Here is an 18,565-nt window from a genome sequence, read left to right on the forward strand (position 1 = left end):
GAGACCGAGGAGCGTACGAGCACCGGCCTGCCCCGGCGCGTGCGCCGTCCCGCGCCCCCGTCTGGCGGCTCCGGGCCCGGCGACGGCGGCCCCGGCGGCCACCCGGACGCCGACGCGCTGCCCGAGGTCGACGCCGAGGAGGTCCGCGCCCGGATGGCCTCCCTGCAACGCGGCTGGCGGCGTGGCCGCCAGCAGACCGGCGACCGCCCAAGACCGACGCCGCCCGACTCACGTCCCGAGACGTCGTAAGCCCGTAAGCAGCGAGCACCGTAAGGCAGGACCGATGACCGCACCAGAGGCCGCGGCCCACGGCGGCGCCCCACCGGACGAGGCCCAGCTGGGTCGCATCCTCGACGAGTTGACCGAGCGCGTGCCCAGCGTCCGGCACGCCCTGATCCTGGCGGCCGACGGCCTGCCAAGAGGCGCCACGCGCTCGCTCGGCAGAGAGGACGCCGAGCAACTCGCCGCCATGGCCTCCGGGTTCCACAGCCTCGCCAGGGGCGTCGGCCGGCACTTCGAGACCGGCCAGGTGCGGCAGACCCTCGTGGAGCTCGACGACGCCTTCCTGCTGGTCACGGCCGCCGGCGCGCGCAGCGCCCTGGCCGTGTTCGCCGAGGCGGACGCCGACATCGGGCAGGTGGCCTACGAGATGGCACTGCTCGTCAAGCGCGTCGGTCCGCTGCTCGCCACCCCGCCGCGAGCCGACTGAGGGCTCCGGCGCCCCACCCGCTCGCCGTCGAACCGTCCAGGCCGCGGTCCGCGTTGGCAGCTTCGTGCCGAAGATCTCCGGAGCGCTGCGCCGACGTCGCGAAAGAGTGACAAGGTGCCAGCAGCGCGAACCGGCGCCGGCCGGCCGGCGTCTGATCGCGATGACGGCGGTGTCCCGGGACCGACGGGGGTGGTTCCGGGGCGCCGCCGTCTTCCGTGCCGCGCCACCCTGGTGCACACGTCGCCCACCTGGCATCGTCTCGCGCAGACGTGCCACGTGACCGTGTCGTTCGTGTACACCTGACGGGAGCCGCCCATGACCGCCGCGCACGCCGTGTCGCCCACCGAGCCCACGCCCCTGTGGCGCCCGTCGCGGGATCGGACGGCCGGTGCCCGGCTCACGGCCTTCCACGCCCGCGTCGCCGCCCGGCACGGCGCGCCCGCGCCGTCGCCCGAGGACCCCGAGGGTTCCTACGCCGCGCTGCACCGCTGGTCGGTCGACGAGCTCGACGCGTTCTGGACGGCCGTCGCCGAGTGGTTCGACGTCCGCTTCGCCACCCCACCCCAGGCCGTGCTCGCCGACCGGCGGATGCCCGGCGCCCGCTGGTTCCCCGGCGCCACCCTCAACTACGCCGAGCACGCGCTCCGTTCGGCTCTTGACCCGACACTGGCCGGCGAGCCGGCGCTGCTGCGCGTCGACGAGCGGCACCGGCCCGAGGCCGTCAGCTGGGCCGAACTGCGCCGCCAGGTCGGCTCGTTGGCCGCCGCCCTGCGCGACCTCGGGGTGGGCCCGGGCGACCGGGTCGCCGGCTACCTGCCCAACATCCCCGAGGCCGTCGTCGCACTGCTCGCCACCGCCAGCGTCGGCGCCGTCTGGACCTCCTGCGCCCCCGACTTCGGCGCCCGTAGCGTCCTCGACCGGTTCCAACAGGTCGAGCCGGTCGCGCTCGTCACCGTCGACGGCTACCGCTACGCCGGGCGCGAGCACGAGCGCGCCACCACCGTCGCCGAACTGCGCGCCGGGTTGCCCACCCTGCGCGCCGTGCTGCACGTGCCGCTGCTCGGCACCCCGGCGCCGGACGGCGCCCTGGAGTGGGGCGCGCTCACCGCCGCCGACGCCGAACCCGAGTTCACCCAGGTGCCGTTCGACCATCCGCTGTGGGTGCTCTACTCCTCGGGCACCACCGGGCTGCCCAAGGCCATCGTCCAGTCCCAGGGTGGCATCCTGCTCGAGCACCTCAAGCAGCTCGGCCTGCACTGCGACCTCGGCCCGGGCGACCGGCTCTTCTGGTACACGTCCACCGGCTGGATGATGTGGAACTTCCTGGTCTCCGGGCTGCTCACCGGGACCACCGCGGTGCTCTACGACGGCGCCCCAGGCCACCCCGACACTGGCGCCCAGTGGCGCGTCGCGGAGCGCGCCAGGGCCACCCTCTTCGGCACCTCGGCCGCCTACGTGACGGCCTGTGCCAAGGCCGACCTGCACCCCGGCCGCGACCTCGACCTCTCCACCGTCCGCTGCGTGGCCACCACCGGCTCGCCGCTTCCCCCGGACGGCTTCCGCTGGCTGCACGAGCGGGCCGGCGCCGACCTGTGGATCGCCTCCGTCAGTGGCGGCACGGACGTGTGCAGCTGCTTCGCCGGCGCCGTGCCGACCCTGCCCGTCTACACGGGCGAGCTGCAGGCGCCGGGGCTCGGCACCGACCTGCGGGCCTGGTCGCCCGAGGGCCGGCCGGTCACCGACGAGGTGGGCGAGCTGGTGGTGGCGGCCCCGATGCCCTCGATGCCGGTGCGCTTCTGGAACGATCCCGACGACGCCCGTTACCGGGACGCCTACTTCACGACGTTCCCCGGCGTCTGGCGGCACGGCGACTGGATCACCCTCACCTCGCGCGGCACGGTCGTCATCCACGGCCGCTCCGACTCCACCCTCAACCGGCAGGGCGTCCGCATGGGCTCGGCCGACATCTACGAGGCGGTCGAACGGCTCCCCGAGATCCGCGAGTCGCTGGTCGTCGGCGTCGAACTGCCGGACGGCGGCTACTGGATGCCGCTTTTCGTCCGTCTCGCCGAGGGCGCGGCCCTGGACGACGCGCTGCGCGAGAGCATCCGACGCACCATCCGCGATCACCTCTCGCCGCGCCATGTGCCGGACGAGGTCATCGAGGTCCCGGGGGTGCCGCACACCCTGACCGGCAAGCGCCTCGAAGTGCCGGTCAAGCGGCTGCTGCAGGGCGCGGCACTGGAGTCCACGGTGAACCCGGGGTCCGTGGACGACGTCGAACTCCTCAGGTTCTTCGAGCGCCTCGGCCGTGAGCGGGCCGTTGTCAGTGGCGGCGACTACGGTGGGTGACCAGTAGCTTCCGATCCGTCGAGGGGGAGTCATGGGACACACCGGAAAGCGCGTCAGGGGCGGCGGTCGCGGCGGTCGCGGCGGGCGTGGCGGCCGGCGGCCGGGGAGCGCGCGGGGCGGGCGCTGGCGGGAGGCGGCCGGCACGGTCGCGGTCGTCGCCGACGAGGCCGGGTTCGCGCTGCTGCGGCGCCGCTGCCCGACCCTGGGGTTCGCCGACCACGCCGGCTATCTGCGGGCGACGGAGGCGCTGCTGCGCTCCCTCGCCGGCCGCCACGGCCACACCAGCGTGGCGCTGTTCGACCCGGCCGGCTTCGCCGACTACTGCGAGCGGGAGGGCCTGCCACCGGACAGTCCGGCCAGCCGCGCCCGGTACACGGCCGAGGTCGCCGCCCGCGGCGCCACCGTGCCGTACGCGGGCCAGTCGATGGACCGGCTGCTGCCCGAGCTGCGCGCCGAGCGGCACCGGCGGGACACCTGGGAGCTGGGCGGCGACCTGCTGGCGGCCGCCGGGGACTGTGCCGACTGCGGGGCGCCGCAGGCGCGTTGTGCCTTCCGGCGGGCCGCCGGGCTGCTCGCCGGCGTGCTCGAGCGGGTCGGCCCCGGCTCCCACCACCTGGTCGCCACCGCGCTGCCGGACACCGCGCCGCTGGCCGCCGAGCTGACGGTGCAGATCGGCGCCGATGGCGAGCTGCGCGTGGCGGAGCCGGCGGCCCTGGCACTGTGCACGGTGCTCGCCGTCTGCTTCGCGACGGGCGACCCTGGCGGCCTCGTCCTGCGCTCCACCCCGGCGGAGCCCGGCGCGCAGGAGGTGCGAGGCTGGAGCCTGCGCGCCCGCCGCGCCAGACCCCTCACTGCGGGCGAGGTGTTCGCCGCCTACTGCACGGACGGCGCGACGGGGGAGCCGGTGCCCCCGGAGCCAGGCGTCTCCTACCTCCCCGCCCCAGAGCCGCCGCCCACCGAGTGCCTCCGGTGGTAGGCGGGCCGCCTGGCGGGCGGTCTCACCGGCCCGCGGCGAGCACGGCGCGGGCCGCCTCGCGGGCCCCCGCCGCGTCGTCGGCCGCGCGGGCCGCGGCGGCGGCCCGTTCGCAGTGGGCCAGCGTGTGCTCGGCCAGCGTCGCCCGCACGTAGGGGATCGCGGCCGCCCCCATCGACAGGCTGGTGACCCCGAGCCCGGTGAGCACGCAGGCCAGCAGCGGGTCCGCGGCCGCCTCCCCGCAGACGCCGCAGCTCTTGCCCTCGGCCTTGGCCGCCTCAGCGGCCAGCGCCACCAGGTCGAGCAGCGCGGGCTGCCAGGGGTCCTGAAGCCGGGAGACGGCGCCGACCTGCCGGTCGGCGGCGAAGGTGTACTGCGCCAGGTCGTTGGTGCCGAGCGAGAGGAACTCGACCTCCTGCAGCAGCGCCCGCGCCCGCAGCGCGGCGGCCGGGATCTCCACCATGGCGCCGGTCTTGGCCGCGAGCCCGGCCGCCCGGCAGGCGTCGGCGAACGCCCGGGCGTCGTCCCGGTCGGCGACCATGGGGGCCATCACCTCCAGATAGCCGGGCAGTTCCCGCGCGGCCCTGCCGAGCGCCCGCAGCTGGGTCTCGAGCACGGCCGGATGCGCGAGCAGCGCGCGCAGGCCCCGCACGCCGAGCGCCGGGTTGGGCTCCTCGACCGGGCTGAGGAACGGCAGGGGCTTGTCCGCGCCGGCGTCCAACACCCGCACCACCACCCGCGACTCGGGGAACGCCTCGAGCACCCGCCGGTACGCCGCCGCCTGCACGTCCTCGGACGGCGCCGAGCCGTCCCCCTCCGGGCCCCCCTTGGCTTCGAAGAACAGGAACTCGGTGCGAAAGAGCCCGATCCCCTCGGCGCCCGCCTCCAGGGCGGCGGGCACGTCGGCCGGGCCGCCGATGTTGGCGAGCAGCGGCACCTTGTGGCCGTCCGCCGTGGCCCCCGGGCCCGTCACCGCCGCCAGCGCGGCCCTGCGGTCGGCCGCCGCCCGCGCCAGCGCGGCCCGCTCGGCGGCGCTCGGGTTCACCACCACCTCGCCCGTCGAGCCGTCCACCGCGACCACCGTGCCCTCGGCGACCTCCAGGGCCCGGGGCAGCGCGACCACCGCCGGCACCCCGAGCGCCCGGGCCAGGATCGCGCTGTGGCTGGTCGGGCCGCCCTCCTCGGTGACGAAGCCGAGCACCAGCGAGGGGTCGAGCAGCGCCGTGTCGGCCGGCGCCAGGTCCCTGGCGATCAGCACGAACGGGTCGTCACTGTCCGGCACCCCCGGTATCGGAACCCCGAGCAGCCGGGCCACCACGCGGTTGCGCACGTCGTCGAGGTCGGCGATCCGCTCCGCCAGGTACTCGCCGGCGTCGGCCAGCAGCGCCCGGTAGGCGGCGAAGGCGTCGTAGACGGCACGCTCGGCCGTGGAGCCAGCGGTGATCCGCCGCTCCACGTCGCTCATCAGCTCCGGGTCCTGGGCCATCAGGGCCTGCGCCTCGAGCACCGCCTGCGCCTCCCCGCCCGCCAGCGTGCCCCTGGCCGTCAGGTCGGCGGCCACCGCGGCCGCCGCCTGGCTGGCGCGCCCCAGCTCACGGGCCGTCTGCGCCGGTTCGATACGGGCGTCGGGCGGCTCGAGCGCCGCCGTGCCCATGTGCCGCACCTCGCCAATGGCCACGCCCTGGCTGACGCCGACCCCCTGCAGCCTGGTCTCCATCTCACCGCCTCGCAACGCCTCGCCGGACCCGGCTCGCGCCGGGCCGCACATCACATAAAAGCCCAAGTCGCCGCATTCGGCCCCTCCGGCCGCCCCGCCCTGACCGCCCGGTAGGGTTCTTCCGCACAGTAGGAGACACGGGGAACACGGGAGGCTTCCGGGTGGAGGTCCAGGATTCAGGCGTTCAGACCCACCGGATTCTCACCATCCCCAACGTCCTCAGCATGGCCCGCCTGGTGGGCGTCCCCGTCTTCCTGTGGCTGGTGCTCTCCCCGGCCTTCGACGGCCCGAACCTCGACGGCTGGGCGCTGCTCGTGCTGGCCGCCAGTGGGGTGAGCGACTACCTCGACGGCAAGCTGGCCCGCCGCTGGAACCAGGTGAGCGCGCTCGGCCGCGTCCTCGACCCGGCCGCCGACCGCCTCTACATCCTGTCCACGCTGGTCGGCCTCACCTGGCGGGACATCCTGCCGCTCTGGCTCACCGCCGTGTTGCTCGCCCGCGAACTCATGCTGTTGGTCACGGTCTTCGTCCTCGACCGACATGGATACGCGCCGCCCCAGGTCAACTACCTGGGCAAGGCGGCCACCCTCAACCTGATGTACGCCTTTCCGTTGCTGCTGCTCAGTGACGGAAGTAGCTGGGCGGCATCACTCGCTGCTATTTTCGGATGGGCGTTCGCCGGCTGGGGTACAGCGCTGTACTGGTGGGCAGGGATTCTCTACGTGGTCCAGGTCCGCCGCCTACTGAGGGCGAACCCCACGGCCGACTGAGCTCGCCCTGGCAGTGTCGCAGGGGCCTGGCGCCCGCACGTGCCGCTAATTCCGGGGAGCCACCCCGGGCCCGGGCCCCTCCAGACGGGTGCGGTCGGTGTGACTGTCGACTCCCCAAGGAGGACACTTCCGATATGAAGGCCGTCGTAATGGCTGGTGGCGAAGGCACCCGGCTTCGCCCCATGACCGCGAGCATGCCGAAACCGCTGCTGCCCGTGGCCAACCGCCCGATCATGGAGCACGTGCTCCGGCTCCTGAAGCGTCACGGGCTCACCGAAACCGTGGTCACGGTGCAGTTCCTCGCTTCTCTCGTGAAGAACTACTTCGGGGACGGTGAGGAGCTCGGGATGGACCTCACCTATGCCCACGAAGAAAAGCCACTGGGTACGGCCGGAAGTGTGAAGAACGCCGAGGAAGCGCTTCGCAGTGACTCCTTCCTGGTGATCTCGGGTGACGCGCTCACCGACTTCGACCTCACCGATCTGATCCGTTTTCACCGTGAGCGCGGCGCCCTCGTCACCGTATGCCTCACCCGAGTTCCCAACCCGCTCGAATTCGGCATCACCATCGTCGACGAGGATGGTCGCGTCGACCGGTTCCTGGAAAAGCCCACGTGGGGGCAGGTCTTCTCGGACACGGTCAACACCGGCATCTACGTGATGGAGCCCGAGGTTTTCGACTATGTCGAGCCCGATATCCCGGTGGACTGGTCGGGAGACGTCTTCCCCCGCCTGATGAAGGAGGGCAAGCCCATCTTCGGCTACGTCGCCGAGGGTTACTGGGAAGACGTCGGCACCCACGAGAGCTATGTGAAGGCCCAGGCCGACGTGCTCGAGGGCAAGGTGGACGTCGAGATCGACGGCTTCGAGATCTCGCCGGGCGTCTGGATCGCCGAGGGCGCCGAGGTGCACCCCGACGCCAAGCTGCGGGGCCCGCTCTACGTCGGCGACTACGCCAAGATCGAGGCCGGCGCCGAGATCCGTGAACACACCGTCATCGGCTCCAACGTGGTCGTCAAGGCCGATGCCTTCCTGCACCGGGCGGTCGTCCACGACAACGTCTACATCGGCCCGCAGACCAACCTGCGCGGCTGCGTCATCGGCAAGAACACCGACGTGATGCGGGCCGCCAGGATCGAGGACGGCGCCGTCATCGGCGACGAGTGCCTGGTCGGCGAGGAGTCGATCGTCCAGGGCAACGTCCGCGTCTACCCGTTCAAGACCGTCGAGGCCGGCGCCTTCGTCAACACCTCGGTCATCTGGGAGGCGCGCGGCCAGGCCCAGCTGTTCGGCGCCCGTGGCGTCTCCGGGATCCTCAACGTCGAGATCACCCCCGAGCTGGCCGTCCGGCTGGCCAGCGCCTACGCGACCACCCTCAAGAAGGGCTCCACGGTCACCACCGCCCGCGACCACTCAAGGGGCGCCCGGGCCCTGAAGCGGGCCGTGATCTCCGCCCTCCAGGCCAGCGCCATCGACGTCCGCGACCTGGAGAACGTGCCGCTGCCCGTGGCCCGCCAGCAGACCGCGCGCGGCAGCGCCGGCGGCGTGATGATCCGCACCACCCCCGGCGTCCCCGACTCCGTCGACATCATGTTCTTCGACGAGCGCGGCGCCGACCTCTCCCAGGGCGGCCAGCGCAAGCTGGACCGCGTCTACGCCCGCCAGGAGTACCGCAGGGCCTTCCCCGGCGAGATCGGCGACCTGCGCTTCCCCGCCAGCGTGTTCGACGCCTACACCGGCTCGGTCATGCGGGCCGTCGACACCACCGGGGTCGCGGAGTCCGGGCTCAAGATCGTGGTCGACGCCGCCAACGGCAGCGCCGGCCTGGTCCTGCCCAGCCTGCTCGGCCGGCTCGGCGTCGACGCCCTCACCATCAACCCGGGGCTCAACGAGGCGAGGCCCACCGAGACCGCCGAGGCGAGGCGGGCGGGGCTCGTCCGGCTCGGCGAGATCGTCTCCTCGGCGCGCGCCGCCTTCGGCGTCCGCTTCGACCCGGTCGGCGAGCGTCTGTCGCTGGTCGACGAGCGGGGCCGGATCATCGAGGACCAGCGGGCCCTGCTCGTCATGCTCGACCTGATCGCCGCCGAGCGGCGCAGCGGCCGGGTCGCGCTGCCGGTCACCACCACCAGGATCGCCGAGCAGGTCGCGGCCTACCACGGCACCCAGGTCGAGTGGACGACGACCTCGCCCGACGACCTCACCCGCGTCGCGCACAAGGAGAGTTCGGTCTTCGGCGGCGACGGCCAAGGCGGCTTCATCGTGCCCGAGTTCTCCAGCGTGTTCGACGCCACGGCGGCCTTCGCGCGGCTGATCGGCCTGGTGGCCCGCACCCAGCTGTCGCTCAGCCAGATCGACGCCCGCATCCCGCGCGCCCACGTCCTCAAGCGCGACGTCATCACGCCGTGGGCCATCAAGGGCCTGGTGATGCGCCGCGTCGTGGAGGCCGCCGGCGACCGGTCGGTGGACACCACGGACGGCGTGCGGGTCGTCGAGCCGGACGGCCGGTGGGTCCTGGTGCTGCCCGACCCGGCGGAGGCCGTCACCCACCTGTGGGCCGAGGGCCCGGACGACGCGACGGCGGCCGAACTCCTCGACGACTGGTCGGTGATCGTGGACAGCGCGGAACGCTGAGCCGGGGCCCGGACCGCGGGCCCGTTTCGATCTCCGCGGGGGCGGCGTGCAATCATGCCCGCCATGCCACAGCAGGAGCCGGGCCCGCGCCGGTCGGGACCACCTCCCGGGCGGAGTCCCGGGCAGCGCCCCGACGCCTCCATGTCGCTGCTGACCACCGTCATGGAGCACTCGCTCGACGCGGGGTACGCGCGGGTTGCGGCCAGGCGGCGCGCGGCCGGTGGGGCCCGGCCGGCGCACGGCGCGCGCCCCCTGCGCGCCCGCCTGTGGCTGGCCGCCGGGCTCGCGCTGGCCGCCGCCGTGGTCACCCTGGGCGCCGCCCACGCCAGGGAAGCCGCCCCCACCGTCGCCAGGGAGCGTGAGGAGTTGCTCGAGCGGGTCGAGGCCGGCACGGACGGCCTCGACCGGCTCCAGGGCGATGTCGACGCGCTGCGCGCCGACGTGGCCGCCAGGCAGCGCGCCGCCCTGCCCGACGACCACGCCGCCCGGGCCGATCTCGTGGCCCTGCTCGCCGGGGCAACCGCCGTCACGGGGCCCGGCGTCGAGCTCACCGTCGACGACGCCGACGGCACGGGGCAGGCCGCGGACGGCGGTCCCCGGGACAGCGGCTTCGGGCAGGGCGGCCGGGTCCGCGACCGCGACCTGCAGTGGATCGTCAACGGCCTGTGGCAGGCCGGCGCCGAGGCCGTCTCCGTCAACGACCAGCGGCTGACCGCGCTCTCCGCGATCCGCGCCGCAGGCGACGCGGTGCTGGTGGACAACCGCCCCCTCGTCCCGCCCTACACGCTGCGCGCCGTCGGCGACGGGGAGGAACTGGCCGCCGCCTTCGCCGCGGGCCCGGGGGGCCACTACCTCCAGGTCCTCGCCGACGACTACGGCGTCCGCACCGCCACCGAGCTCCGCGACGAGCTGCGGCTGCCCGCCGCTCCCAGCCTGACCATACGTTCGGCCAGTCCCGTGGACCGGGCCGGATCCGCGTCCCAGTAGACGCGACCGAGACAACAGGAGAAGGTAACCCGCCGTGATCGCCGTTCTGGGGCTCGTCCTGGGAGTCGTGGCCGGAATACTCACCCGACCCGTGGTGCCCACCGGCGTCGAACCGTACCTCCCCATCGCCGTGGTCGCCGCGCTGGACGCGGTGTTCGGCGGCGTCCGGGCCATGCTCGACGGGGTGTTCGACGACAGGGTCTTCGTGGTCTCCTTCCTGTCCAACGTCACGGTGGCCGCGCTGATCGTCTTCCTCGGCGACAAGCTGGGCGTCGGCGCCCAGCTCTCCACCGGCGTGGTGGTGGTCCTCGGGATCCGGATCTTCTCCAACACGGCGGCCATCAGGCGCCACGTCTTCGGGGCGTGAGGCCGGTGACGGACACCCAGCCGTACAGCGAGCCGGCCGGCGGCCCTGAGGGGACCGAACCTGAGCCCGCCGGCCCGCGGGCGCTGCTCGACGCCCTCTGGCCGCCCCGCGTCACCCGCAGTCAACTGCTGGCCGCCACCCTGCTCTTCGCGCTCGGGCTCGCCCTCGCCATCCAGGTGCGGGCCGCGAGCAGCGAGGAGACGGCGCTGCGCAACGCACGCCCCGAGGACCTGGTCCGCATCCTCAGCGACCTGGAGGACCGCACCGCGCGCCTGGAGGAGGAGCGGGCCAGTCTCGAGGACCAGCGGTCCGACCTGGAGACCAGCTCCGACCAGGCCGAGGAGGCCCGCAGGCAGACCCGGGAGCGGGAGCGCCAGCTGGGCGTCCTGGCCGGCACCGTGGCCGCCGAGGGGCCCGGTGTCAGCCTGCGGATCAGTGATCCGCGGGGCGTCGTGGAGGCGGATATGCTGCTCGACGCGGTGCAGGAACTGCGCGCCGCCGGCGCCGAGGCGATCCAGATCAACGACGTGCGGATCGTGGCCGACACCTCCTTCGTGGACCACAACGGCGGGGTGCGCATCGACGGCGTGCCGGCCGGGGCGCCGTACCTGGTCTCGGCCATAGGCCGCCCGCAGGACCTGGAACCGGCGCTCAACATTCCCGGGGGAGTGGTGCAGTCCCTGGAGAACGAGGGGGTCGGTGTCACCATGGACCGCCCGGAGACCGTTCTGGTCGACGCCTTGCGGTCGGCCGAGCAGCCTGACTACGCTCAGTCGTCATCGTGACCTGAGGCGGCGTCAGGGGGGCGGCGGCCCGGTGTGGCGCTCGGTGAGGGAAACTGAACGAAGGCCGTGGACGTTGTCACGACGTTCGAATCGGCCGGTGATAGAAAATGGACCGCCCCGTCCCACCGACGGGTCGGGCTACGCGCGAGGGGATCGCTGGTGAGTTTTTTCGCTCGTTTGTTCGGCAGGCGTCAGAGCGGCAGCCACAGTGCCGCACGGGGCCGCGCCCGCCAGCATGGCGACACGCCAGCGTCGGCGTCCGGTGCCGAGCAGGGGCGCCCGTTGTTCCGTGACGAGGTCGCCGGGCCGGGTGGCATAGGCTCGCAGCCGGCGGCCGGCGGTGCGCCCTGTGGCCGTTGCGGCAGCCGCAACCCCGCCACCAGCCGGTACTGCTCCAACTGCGGCAACGCGCTGCGGGCCGGCCTCGAGGGCTCCTCCGAGACCACCTCCACGATCTCCATCTCCGGACTCGAGGCCTACGAGGCCGAGATCACCGGCCAGCACCCGGCCCCCGCGCTCTCGGCCGAGGCCCAGGCGGCCGTGGACGCCCTGCCGGCGGGCTCGGCCCTGCTGATCGTCCGCCGCGGGCCGAACTCGGGCAGCCGCTTCCTGCTGGACGGCGACCTGACCACCGCCGGCCGTCACCCGCAGAGCGACATCTTCCTCGACGACGTGACGGTCTCCCGGCGACACGTGGAGTTCCGGCGCCAGCCGGACGGCGGCTTCACGGTCAGTGACGTCGGCAGCCTCAACGGCACCTACGTCAACCGGGAGCCGATCGACTCCGTGGTGCTCACCAACGGTGACGAGGTGCAGATCGGCAAGTACCGGCTGGTTTTCTTCGTCGGAAGGCACGGATACTGACCGGCGGGGGGCGTGCGCGGGCCGCTTGGTGGTGCTCGACTATCCAAATGCCCCGGGCACGGCCTAGGGTTGCTGTGTGAATCAGCTCGACGTCGTGGGCGTGCGGGTGGAAATGCCCAACAACCAGCCCATCGTGCTTCTCCGTGAAGTCGGCGGTGATCGTTATCTCCCGATCTGGATCGGACCGGGAGAGGCGACCGCCATCGCGTTCGCCCAGCAGGGCATGACCCCTGCCCGGCCGCTGACGCACGACCTCTTCAAGAACGTGCTCGAGGCGATGGGGCAGGAGCTCAGCGCGGTGCGCATCACCGACCTGCGGGACGGGGTCTTCTATGCCGAGCTCGTGTTCGCCAGCGGGGTGGAGGTCAGCGCCCGCCCGTCCGACGCGATAGCCCTCGCGCTGCGCGTCGGAACGCCGATCTACGGCAGCGACGCGGTGCTCGACGACGCGGGGATCATCATCCCGGACGAGCAGGAGGACGAGGTGGAGAGGTTCCGCGAGTTCCTCGACCAGATCTCTCCCGAGGACTTCGGCACCAGCCAGTAGCGGCGCGTGGCGTTCGTTGACGCGCCGAGTGTGGATGCCTAGCTTCAATGGGGCATGTCTTGGGAGGAGCGCTGTGTGCGTGCTCATCGTGACAGCCGGTGAGCGACGAGAGCACAGTCGGGGCATGCGGAACGGAGGCCGGCGTGACAGGTAACGGCGACAGTAGAGCGGTCGGCGGGATTTCCGCCCTCCCGGGAGCGCCGCCCAGGCCGGGCCTCCGGCAGTCGGTGGCCCCACAGGGACGGGGGAGGACCGAGGAGCTCGGATATCGCGGCCCCAGCGCGTGCGCGGCGGCCGGGATCACCTATCGCCAGCTGGACTACTGGGCCCGCACCGGCCTGGTGCAGCCCAGCGTGCGCCCGGCGCACGGCTCGGGGAGCCAGCGGCTCTACAGCTTCCGGGACGTGCTGGTCCTCAAGATCGTCAAGCGGCTCCTCGACGCCGGGGTCTCGCTGCAGAGCATCAGGACGGCCGTCCAGGCGCTGCGCGCCGCCGACCTGGCCGAGCTGGCCGGGATGACCCTGATGAGCGACGGCGCGGCCGTCTACCGCTGCGCGTCGCCCGACGACCTGGCGGAGCTGCTGCGCGGCGGCCGGGGCGTCTTCGGCATCGCGGTGGGCGCCGTCTGGGGGGACGTGGAGGGCGCGCTCGCCCAGCTGCAGGCCGAGCGGGTCGACACCGGCGAGGCAGTGCCCGCGGAGCACCCGGGCGACGAGCTCGCCCGCCGCCGCAACCGCTCCTGACCCGGACTGTCGGTGCCCTGCGGCACCATCGGAACCGTGAGAGGCCAGCCCAGCATCCTGCACCTCGACATGGACGCCTTCTACGCCTCGGTGGAGCAGGCGGCCAAGCCGAGCCTGCGGGGCAAGCCGGTGATCGTGGGCGGCCTCGGACCGCGCGGTGTCGTCGCGACCGCCTCCTACGAGGCCAGGCGCTTCGGGGTGCACTCGGCGATGCCGATGGGGCAGGCGCGCCGCCTCTCGCCGCACGCCGCCTGCCTGGTGCCCAGGTTCGGCGTCTACCGGAAGATCAGCGAGCGGGTCATGGCCCTGCTGGCCGAGCTCTCGCCGCTGGTCGAGCCGCTGAGCCTGGACGAGGCGTTCGTCGACCTGGCGGCCGGCCCAGCGCCGCCCGCCTCGTCCGCCGCCGCCCGCCGCGCCGGCGAGGAGCTGCGCGCGCGGATCCGCGCCGCCACCGGGCTCACCGGCTCGGTGGGGCTCGCCGGCTCCAAGATGCTCGCCAAGATCGCCTCCGAGCAGGCCAAGCCGGACGGCCTGGTACTGATTGAGCCGGGCACAGAGCGGGAGCTGCTCGCCCCGATGCCGGTGCGCACCCTGCCCGGGGTCGGCCCGGCCACCGCCGAGACGCTGCGCCGCGCCGGCCTCAGCACCGTCGGCGAGGCGGCGGAGGCCGGCGAGGCCGAGTTGCTGCGGCTGCTCGGCAAGGCGCACGGCCACGCGGTGTACGCGATGGCGCTCGGTCTCGACGACCGCGCCGTGGTGGCCGACCGGGACGCCAAGTCGATCTCCGTGGAGGATACCTTCGACACCGACGTGACGGACCGGGCCAGGGTCAGGTTCGAGGTCGCCAGGCTCGCCGACCGCTGCGTCGGCCGGCTGCGTTCGGCCGGCAGGTCAGGGCGCACCGTGGTGCTGAAGGTCAGAAGGTACGACTTCACCACCCTGACCCGTTCGGAGACGCTGCGCGGCCCCACGGACGACCCGGTGGTGATCGCGGAGGCGGCGGGGAGGCTGCTTGACGGCGTGGACACCACGGAGGGCGTGCGGCTGCTCGGGGTGGGCGTCAGCGGCCTCGCCGACTTCACGCAGGAGGACCTGTTCGCGCAGGCGGCCCCGCCGGAGCCGGCCCCCGGGGCGCCGGTGGCGGTCGCCGCCGAGGCGCCGGTCGAGCGGCGCTGGCTCCCCGGCCTCGACGTGACCCACGCCCGCCACGGCCCCGGCTGGATCCAGGGCAGCGGGGTCGGCCGCGTCACGGTCCGCTTCGAGCGCCCCGACTCACCGCCGGGCCGTGCTCGAACGTTTCGCCTCGACGACCCGGAGCTCAGCCACTCGGATCCGCTGCCGCTGGTCACCCATGCCGATGCCGAAGCTGACGCCGGAACCGCCCAGGCCGGCTAGGCCCCATCCTCCTGCGGCACGTCGAGGCCGTAGTGGTGGTACAGCTGGAGCTCCTGCTCGGGCGAGAGGTGGCGGCCGACCCCGAAGTCGGGCGCGTCTCGGATCAGCGCGCGGTCGAACGGCACCCGCAGGGTGTCGTCCACCAGTTCGCTCGGTTCCAGGGGGACGAAGGCGTCCCGACTGAAGATCCCGGTCCGCACGGCCGCCCACTCCGGGGTGCCGGTCGCGTCGTCGAGGTACACCTCGTCCACGGTGCCGATCTTGGTGCCTTCGCGGTCGAACGCCTTGCGGCCGATCAGGCTGCGTGGGTCGATGTCGGTCTGCATGGTTCCTCCCACTGCTCCCCGCCCGTCCGGCGAGGAGCGCCATCTCCTACGAAACGGCACAATCCGGTCGTCGGCCAGTCGAGCGCCGGGGCGGGTGCACGGGGCATACGGGGCAAGGCGTCCGCTGGTAGGCTCGAAGGCGGTTGACGACCCCGCGCGGGAGAGTCCCGTCGTCGAGCTGACGGCGGGCGCCGAAGGAGCAAATCCTCCCCGGAATCTCTCAGGCCCACGTACCGCGCGAGCGAAACCACTCTGGAAAGCAGGGCGACCGCCGGCCGCCCTCACCGACGGTGCAAGCCCTGGCACGCCAGTGCCGGGCGAAGCTCTCAGGTCCGGGCGACATGGCCGGATGACAGAGGGGGAGGCCGGTCGGGCAGCGCCGCCCGAACCCCCGAGGTCGCCGTGACCAGGAGGAGCCTCCACCCATGACCGTCTCCCGCACCCCGCTCACCGAACTCGAGCGTGGCACCCCGTTCGCCGCCCGGCACATCGGCCCGGACGCCGCCGACCAGGCCAAGATGCTGGCCCAGGTCGGCTTCGGCTCGCTCGACGAGCTGACCGCCGCCGCCGTCCCCGAGGCCATCCGCAGCGTCGGCGCGCTGCGCCTGCCGGACGCCGCGACCGAGGCGGAGGTCCTCGCCGAACTGCGCGCGCTCGCCGGGCGCAACACCGTGCTGCGCTCGATGATCGGCCTCGGCTACCACGGCACCCTCACCCCGCCGGTGATCCTGCGCAACGTCCTGGAGAACCCGGCCTGGTACACCGCCTACACGCCGTACCAGCCGGAGATCTCCCAGGGCCGCCTTGAGGCGCTGCTCAACTTCCAGACGGTCGTCGCCGACCTGACCGGGCTGCCCACGGCCGGCGCCTCGCTGCTCGACGAGGGCACCGCGGCCGCCGAGGCCATGGCCCTGGCCCGCCGGGTCGGCAAGGTCAAGGACGGCGTCTTCCTCGTCGACGCCGACTGCCTGCCGCAGACCGTCGCCGTCGTGCGCACCAGGGCCGAGCCCACCGGCGTCGAGGTGGTGGTCGCCGACCTGGACGCCGGCGTCCCCGCGGAGCTCGCCGAGCGCGGCGTGTTCGGCGTGCTGCTCCAGTACCCGGGCGCCTCGGGCGCCGTGCGCGACCACCGGGCGCTGATCGAGCGGGCGCACGAGCTCGGTGCCGTGGTCACCGTCGCGGCCGACCTGCTCGCCCTCACCCTGCTCGCCTCGCCCGGCGACCTGGGCGCCGACATCGCCGTCGGCTCCAGCCAGCGCTTCGGCGTTCCCATGGGCTTCGGCGGCCCGCACGCCGGCTACATGGCCGTCCGCGAGGCCTACGCCCGCAGCCTCCCGGGTCGCCTCGTCGGCGTCTCCAGGGACGCTGAGGGCGCGCCCGCCTACCGGCTCGCGCTCCAGACGAGGGAGCAGCACATCCGCCGCGAGAAGGCCACGAGCAACATCTGCACCGCCCAGGTGCTGTTGGCCGTGCTGGCCGGCATGTACGCGGTCTACCACGGCCCCGACGGTCTCGCCGCGATCGCCCGGCGCACCCACCGGTACGCCGCGCTGCTGGCCGCCGGACTGCGCGCCGGCGGCGTCGAGATCACGCACGAGGCGTTCTTCGACACGGTCACCGCCCGGGTGCCGGGCCGGGCCGCCGAGATCGCGGCGGCCGCCCGCGCGGCCGGGGTCAACCTGCGCGAGACCGACGCCGACCACCTCGGCATCTCCTGCGACGAGACCACGGGCCGCGCCGACCTCGTGGCCGTCTGGGGCGCCTTCGGGGTGTCGGCCGACGCCGCGGACGTCGACGCGCTGGACGCGAGCACCCCGGACGCCCTGCCGGCGGCGCTGTTGCGTGGCGACGACTACCTCACCCACCCGGTCTTCCACGAGCACCGCTCCGAGACCGCGATGCTGCGCTACCTGCGCCGGCTCGCCGACCGCGACTACGCGCTCGACCGCGGCATGATCCCCTTGGGCTCCTGCACCATGAAGCTCAACGCGACGGCGGAGATGGAGCCGATCACCTGGCCGGAGTTCGCCGGGATGCACCCGTTCGCGCCCGTCGAGCAGGCCGCCGGCTACCTGACGCTGATCCGCGAACTCGAGGACCGGCTGGCCGAGATCACCGGCTACGACCGGGTCTCGCTGCAGCCCAACGCCGGCTCCCAGGGCGAGTTGGCCGGGCTCCTCGCGGTGCGCGCCTACCACCGCGCCAACGGCGAGCCGGGGCGCACCGTCTGCCTGATCCCCTCGTCGGCCCACGGCACCAACGCGGCGAGCGCCGTGATGGCCGGCATGCGGGTGGTCGTCGTCGCCACCGGCGAGAACGGAGACGTGGACGCGGCCGACCTGCGGGCCAAGATCGACGCGCACCGCGACGAGTTGGCCGTGCTCATGGTCACCTACCCGTCCACGCACGGCGTGTTCGAGGAGGACATCGCCGCCATCTGCGCCGCCGTCCACGAGGCCGGCGGGCAGGTCTACGTCGACGGCGCCAACCTCAACGCGCTGGTCGGCCTCGCCAGGCCGGGGCGGTTCGGCGCCGACGTCTCGCACCTCAACCTGCACAAGACCTTCTGCATCCCGCACGGCGGCGGCGGTCCGGGGGTCGGTCCGGTCGCCGTCCGGGCCCACCTGGCGCCGTACCTCCCAGGGCACCCCCTGCAGCCGACGGCGGGGCCCGAGGGCGGTGGCATCGGCCCGATCGCCGCCGCCCCCTGGGGCTCGGCCGGCATCCTGCCCATCTCCTGGGCCTATCTGCGGCTGATGGGCGCCGAGGGGCTGCGCCGCGCCACCCAGGTCGCCGTGCTCGGCGCCAACTACGTGGCCAAGCGCCTGGAACCGCACTACCCGGTGCTCTACACCGGCCCCGGCGGTCTGGTCGCGCACGAGTGCGTCATCGACGTGCGGCCGTTGACCAAGGCCACCGGCGTCACCGTGGACGACATCGCCAAGCGGCTCATCGACTACGGCTTCCACGCGCCGACCATGTCGTTCCCGGTCGCCGGCACGCTGATGATCGAGCCCACCGAGAGCGAGGACCTGGCGGAGCTCGACCGCTTCTGCGCGGCGATGATCGCCATCCGCGCCGAGATCGACCGGGTCGGCGCAGGGGAGTGGCCGAAGGACGACAACCCACTGCGCAACGCCCCGCACACCGCCCAGCAGTTGGCCGGCGACTGGCCCCACCCGTACTCCCGGGCCGAGGCGGCGTACCCCGCCGACGGCGGGCAGCGGGACAAGTACTGGCCGCCCGTACGCCGTATCGACGGGGCTTACGGCGACCGCAACCTGGTCTGCTCCTGCCCGCCGGTGGCCGAGTACGCGGGCTGAGCCGCGCGCTCGGCGCCCTGGGCCGCGCAACCGATCCCGTGGCCCAGGGCGCACCCTTCGGTGAGGCGGGAGCCAGG

Annotated in this window: 16 protein-coding genes and 1 riboswitch; of the genes, 14 read left to right on the forward strand and 2 right to left on the reverse strand. The window is 73.7% G+C overall.

The features are described from left to right. The 4 genes from E1265_RS06465 to E1265_RS06480 form a co-directional block, all read left to right on the forward strand. On the forward strand, window positions 1–249 hold a 249-nt coding region (locus tag E1265_RS06465; RefSeq protein ID WP_132929251.1), incomplete at its 5' end, for a hypothetical protein. A 34-nt stretch (window positions 250–283) separates the two neighbouring features. Beyond that, a complete protein-coding gene (locus E1265_RS06470) occupies window positions 284–709 on the forward strand; it encodes a roadblock/LC7 domain-containing protein (protein WP_132929252.1) in 426 nt (141 codons plus the stop codon). Window positions 710–1,042: 333 nt separating this feature from the next. Continuing rightward, window positions 1,043–3,061, forward strand: coding sequence for an acetoacetate--CoA ligase (locus E1265_RS06475; protein WP_132929285.1), 2,019 nt, complete (start codon window positions 1,043–1,045; stop codon window positions 3,059–3,061). 31 nt (window positions 3,062–3,092) lie between these two features. Next, on the forward strand, window positions 3,093–4,037 hold the full coding sequence (locus E1265_RS06480; RefSeq protein ID WP_207930976.1) for a hypothetical protein: 945 nt from the start codon (window positions 3,093–3,095) through the stop codon (window positions 4,035–4,037). Between the two features lie 22 nt (window positions 4,038–4,059). Here the strand turns inward: E1265_RS06480 and ptsP are convergent, their stop codons facing one another. Further along, window positions 4,060–5,751: a phosphoenolpyruvate--protein phosphotransferase gene (gene ptsP / locus E1265_RS06485; RefSeq protein WP_132929253.1), complete on the reverse strand. Its 1,692-nt coding sequence runs from the start codon at window positions 5,749–5,751 to the stop codon at window positions 4,060–4,062. 161 nt (window positions 5,752–5,912) lie between these two features. Here ptsP and E1265_RS06490 point away from each other — a divergent pair, with 161 nt between their 5' ends. From E1265_RS06490 to E1265_RS06530, 9 genes are all read left to right on the forward strand, one after another. Continuing rightward, window positions 5,913–6,521, forward strand: coding sequence for a CDP-alcohol phosphatidyltransferase family protein (locus E1265_RS06490; RefSeq protein WP_132929254.1), 609 nt, complete (start codon window positions 5,913–5,915; stop codon window positions 6,519–6,521). Window positions 6,522–6,655: 134 nt separating this feature from the next. Then, the gene (locus E1265_RS06495; RefSeq protein WP_132929255.1) at window positions 6,656–9,151 is read left to right on the forward strand and encodes a mannose-1-phosphate guanyltransferase; all 2,496 of its coding nucleotides are present in this window, start codon (window positions 6,656–6,658) and stop codon (window positions 9,149–9,151) included. A 63-nt stretch (window positions 9,152–9,214) separates the two neighbouring features. Then, the gene (locus E1265_RS06500) at window positions 9,215–10,138 is read left to right on the forward strand and encodes a DUF881 domain-containing protein (protein ID WP_165953667.1); all 924 of its coding nucleotides are present in this window, start codon (window positions 9,215–9,217) and stop codon (window positions 10,136–10,138) included. A 34-nt stretch (window positions 10,139–10,172) separates the two neighbouring features. Continuing rightward, window positions 10,173–10,505 (forward strand): small basic family protein, encoded by a 333-nt coding sequence (locus E1265_RS06505; protein WP_132929257.1) that lies wholly within the window; start codon window positions 10,173–10,175, stop codon window positions 10,503–10,505. A gap of 5 nt (window positions 10,506–10,510) precedes the next feature. Beyond that, window positions 10,511–11,290, forward strand: coding sequence for a DUF881 domain-containing protein (locus tag E1265_RS06510; protein ID WP_347877163.1), 780 nt, complete (start codon window positions 10,511–10,513; stop codon window positions 11,288–11,290). Window positions 11,291–11,449: 159 nt separating this feature from the next. Further along, window positions 11,450–12,154, forward strand: coding sequence for an FHA domain-containing protein (locus E1265_RS06515; protein WP_132929259.1), 705 nt, complete (start codon window positions 11,450–11,452; stop codon window positions 12,152–12,154). Window positions 12,155–12,230: 76 nt separating this feature from the next. Next, entirely contained in the window at window positions 12,231–12,701 is a 471-nt protein-coding gene (locus tag E1265_RS06520; protein ID WP_132929260.1) for a bifunctional nuclease family protein, read from the forward strand. Between the two features lie 227 nt (window positions 12,702–12,928). Then, window positions 12,929–13,444, forward strand: coding sequence for a MerR family transcriptional regulator (locus E1265_RS06525; RefSeq protein WP_243740575.1), 516 nt, complete (start codon window positions 12,929–12,931; stop codon window positions 13,442–13,444). Between the two features lie 36 nt (window positions 13,445–13,480). Next, on the forward strand, window positions 13,481–14,839 hold the full coding sequence (locus E1265_RS06530; protein ID WP_132929262.1) for a DNA polymerase IV: 1,359 nt from the start codon (window positions 13,481–13,483) through the stop codon (window positions 14,837–14,839). Here E1265_RS06530 and E1265_RS06535 read toward each other — a convergent pair. Beyond that, a complete protein-coding gene (locus E1265_RS06535) occupies window positions 14,836–15,165 on the reverse strand; it encodes a PRC-barrel domain-containing protein (RefSeq protein WP_132929263.1) in 330 nt (109 codons plus the stop codon). The two genes, E1265_RS06530 and E1265_RS06535, sit on opposite strands and share 4 nt — an antisense overlap. 147 nt (window positions 15,166–15,312) lie before the next feature. Beyond that, window positions 15,313–15,411: riboswitch (glycine riboswitch) on the forward strand. A 179-nt stretch (window positions 15,412–15,590) separates the two neighbouring features. On the opposite strand from E1265_RS06535, the gene gcvP reads away from it, so the two are divergent. Then, window positions 15,591–18,488 carry an aminomethyl-transferring glycine dehydrogenase gene (gene gcvP / locus E1265_RS06540; RefSeq protein WP_132929264.1) on the forward strand — a complete coding sequence of 966 codons (2,898 nt, stop codon included), beginning with the start codon at window positions 15,591–15,593 and terminating at the stop codon, window positions 18,486–18,488. Window positions 18,489–18,565 lie beyond the last annotated feature (77 nt).

Origin of the sequence: Streptomyces sp. 8K308 (assembly GCF_004348315.1) — a bacterium.
Classification (GTDB): domain Bacteria; phylum Actinomycetota; class Actinomycetes; order Streptomycetales; family Streptomycetaceae; genus Streptomyces.

Coding starts and splice junctions, on each gene's coding strand:
- E1265_RS06470 (WP_132929252.1), top strand. CDS start 284: ATGACCGCACCAGAGGCCGCGGCCCACGGCGGCGCCCCACCGGACGAG.
- E1265_RS06480 (WP_207930976.1), top strand. CDS start 3,093: ATGGGACACACCGGAAAGCGCGTCAGGGGCGGCGGTCGCGGCGGTCGC.
- ptsP (WP_132929253.1), bottom strand. CDS start 5,751: ATGGAGACCAGGCTGCAGGGGGTCGGCGTCAGCCAGGGCGTGGCCATT.
- E1265_RS06495 (WP_132929255.1), top strand. CDS start 6,656: ATGAAGGCCGTCGTAATGGCTGGTGGCGAAGGCACCCGGCTTCGCCCC.
- E1265_RS06500 (WP_165953667.1), top strand. CDS start 9,215: ATGCCACAGCAGGAGCCGGGCCCGCGCCGGTCGGGACCACCTCCCGGG.
- E1265_RS06535 (WP_132929263.1), bottom strand. CDS start 15,165: ATGCAGACCGACATCGACCCACGCAGCCTGATCGGCCGCAAGGCGTTC.
- gcvP (WP_132929264.1), top strand. CDS start 15,591: ATGACCGTCTCCCGCACCCCGCTCACCGAACTCGAGCGTGGCACCCCG.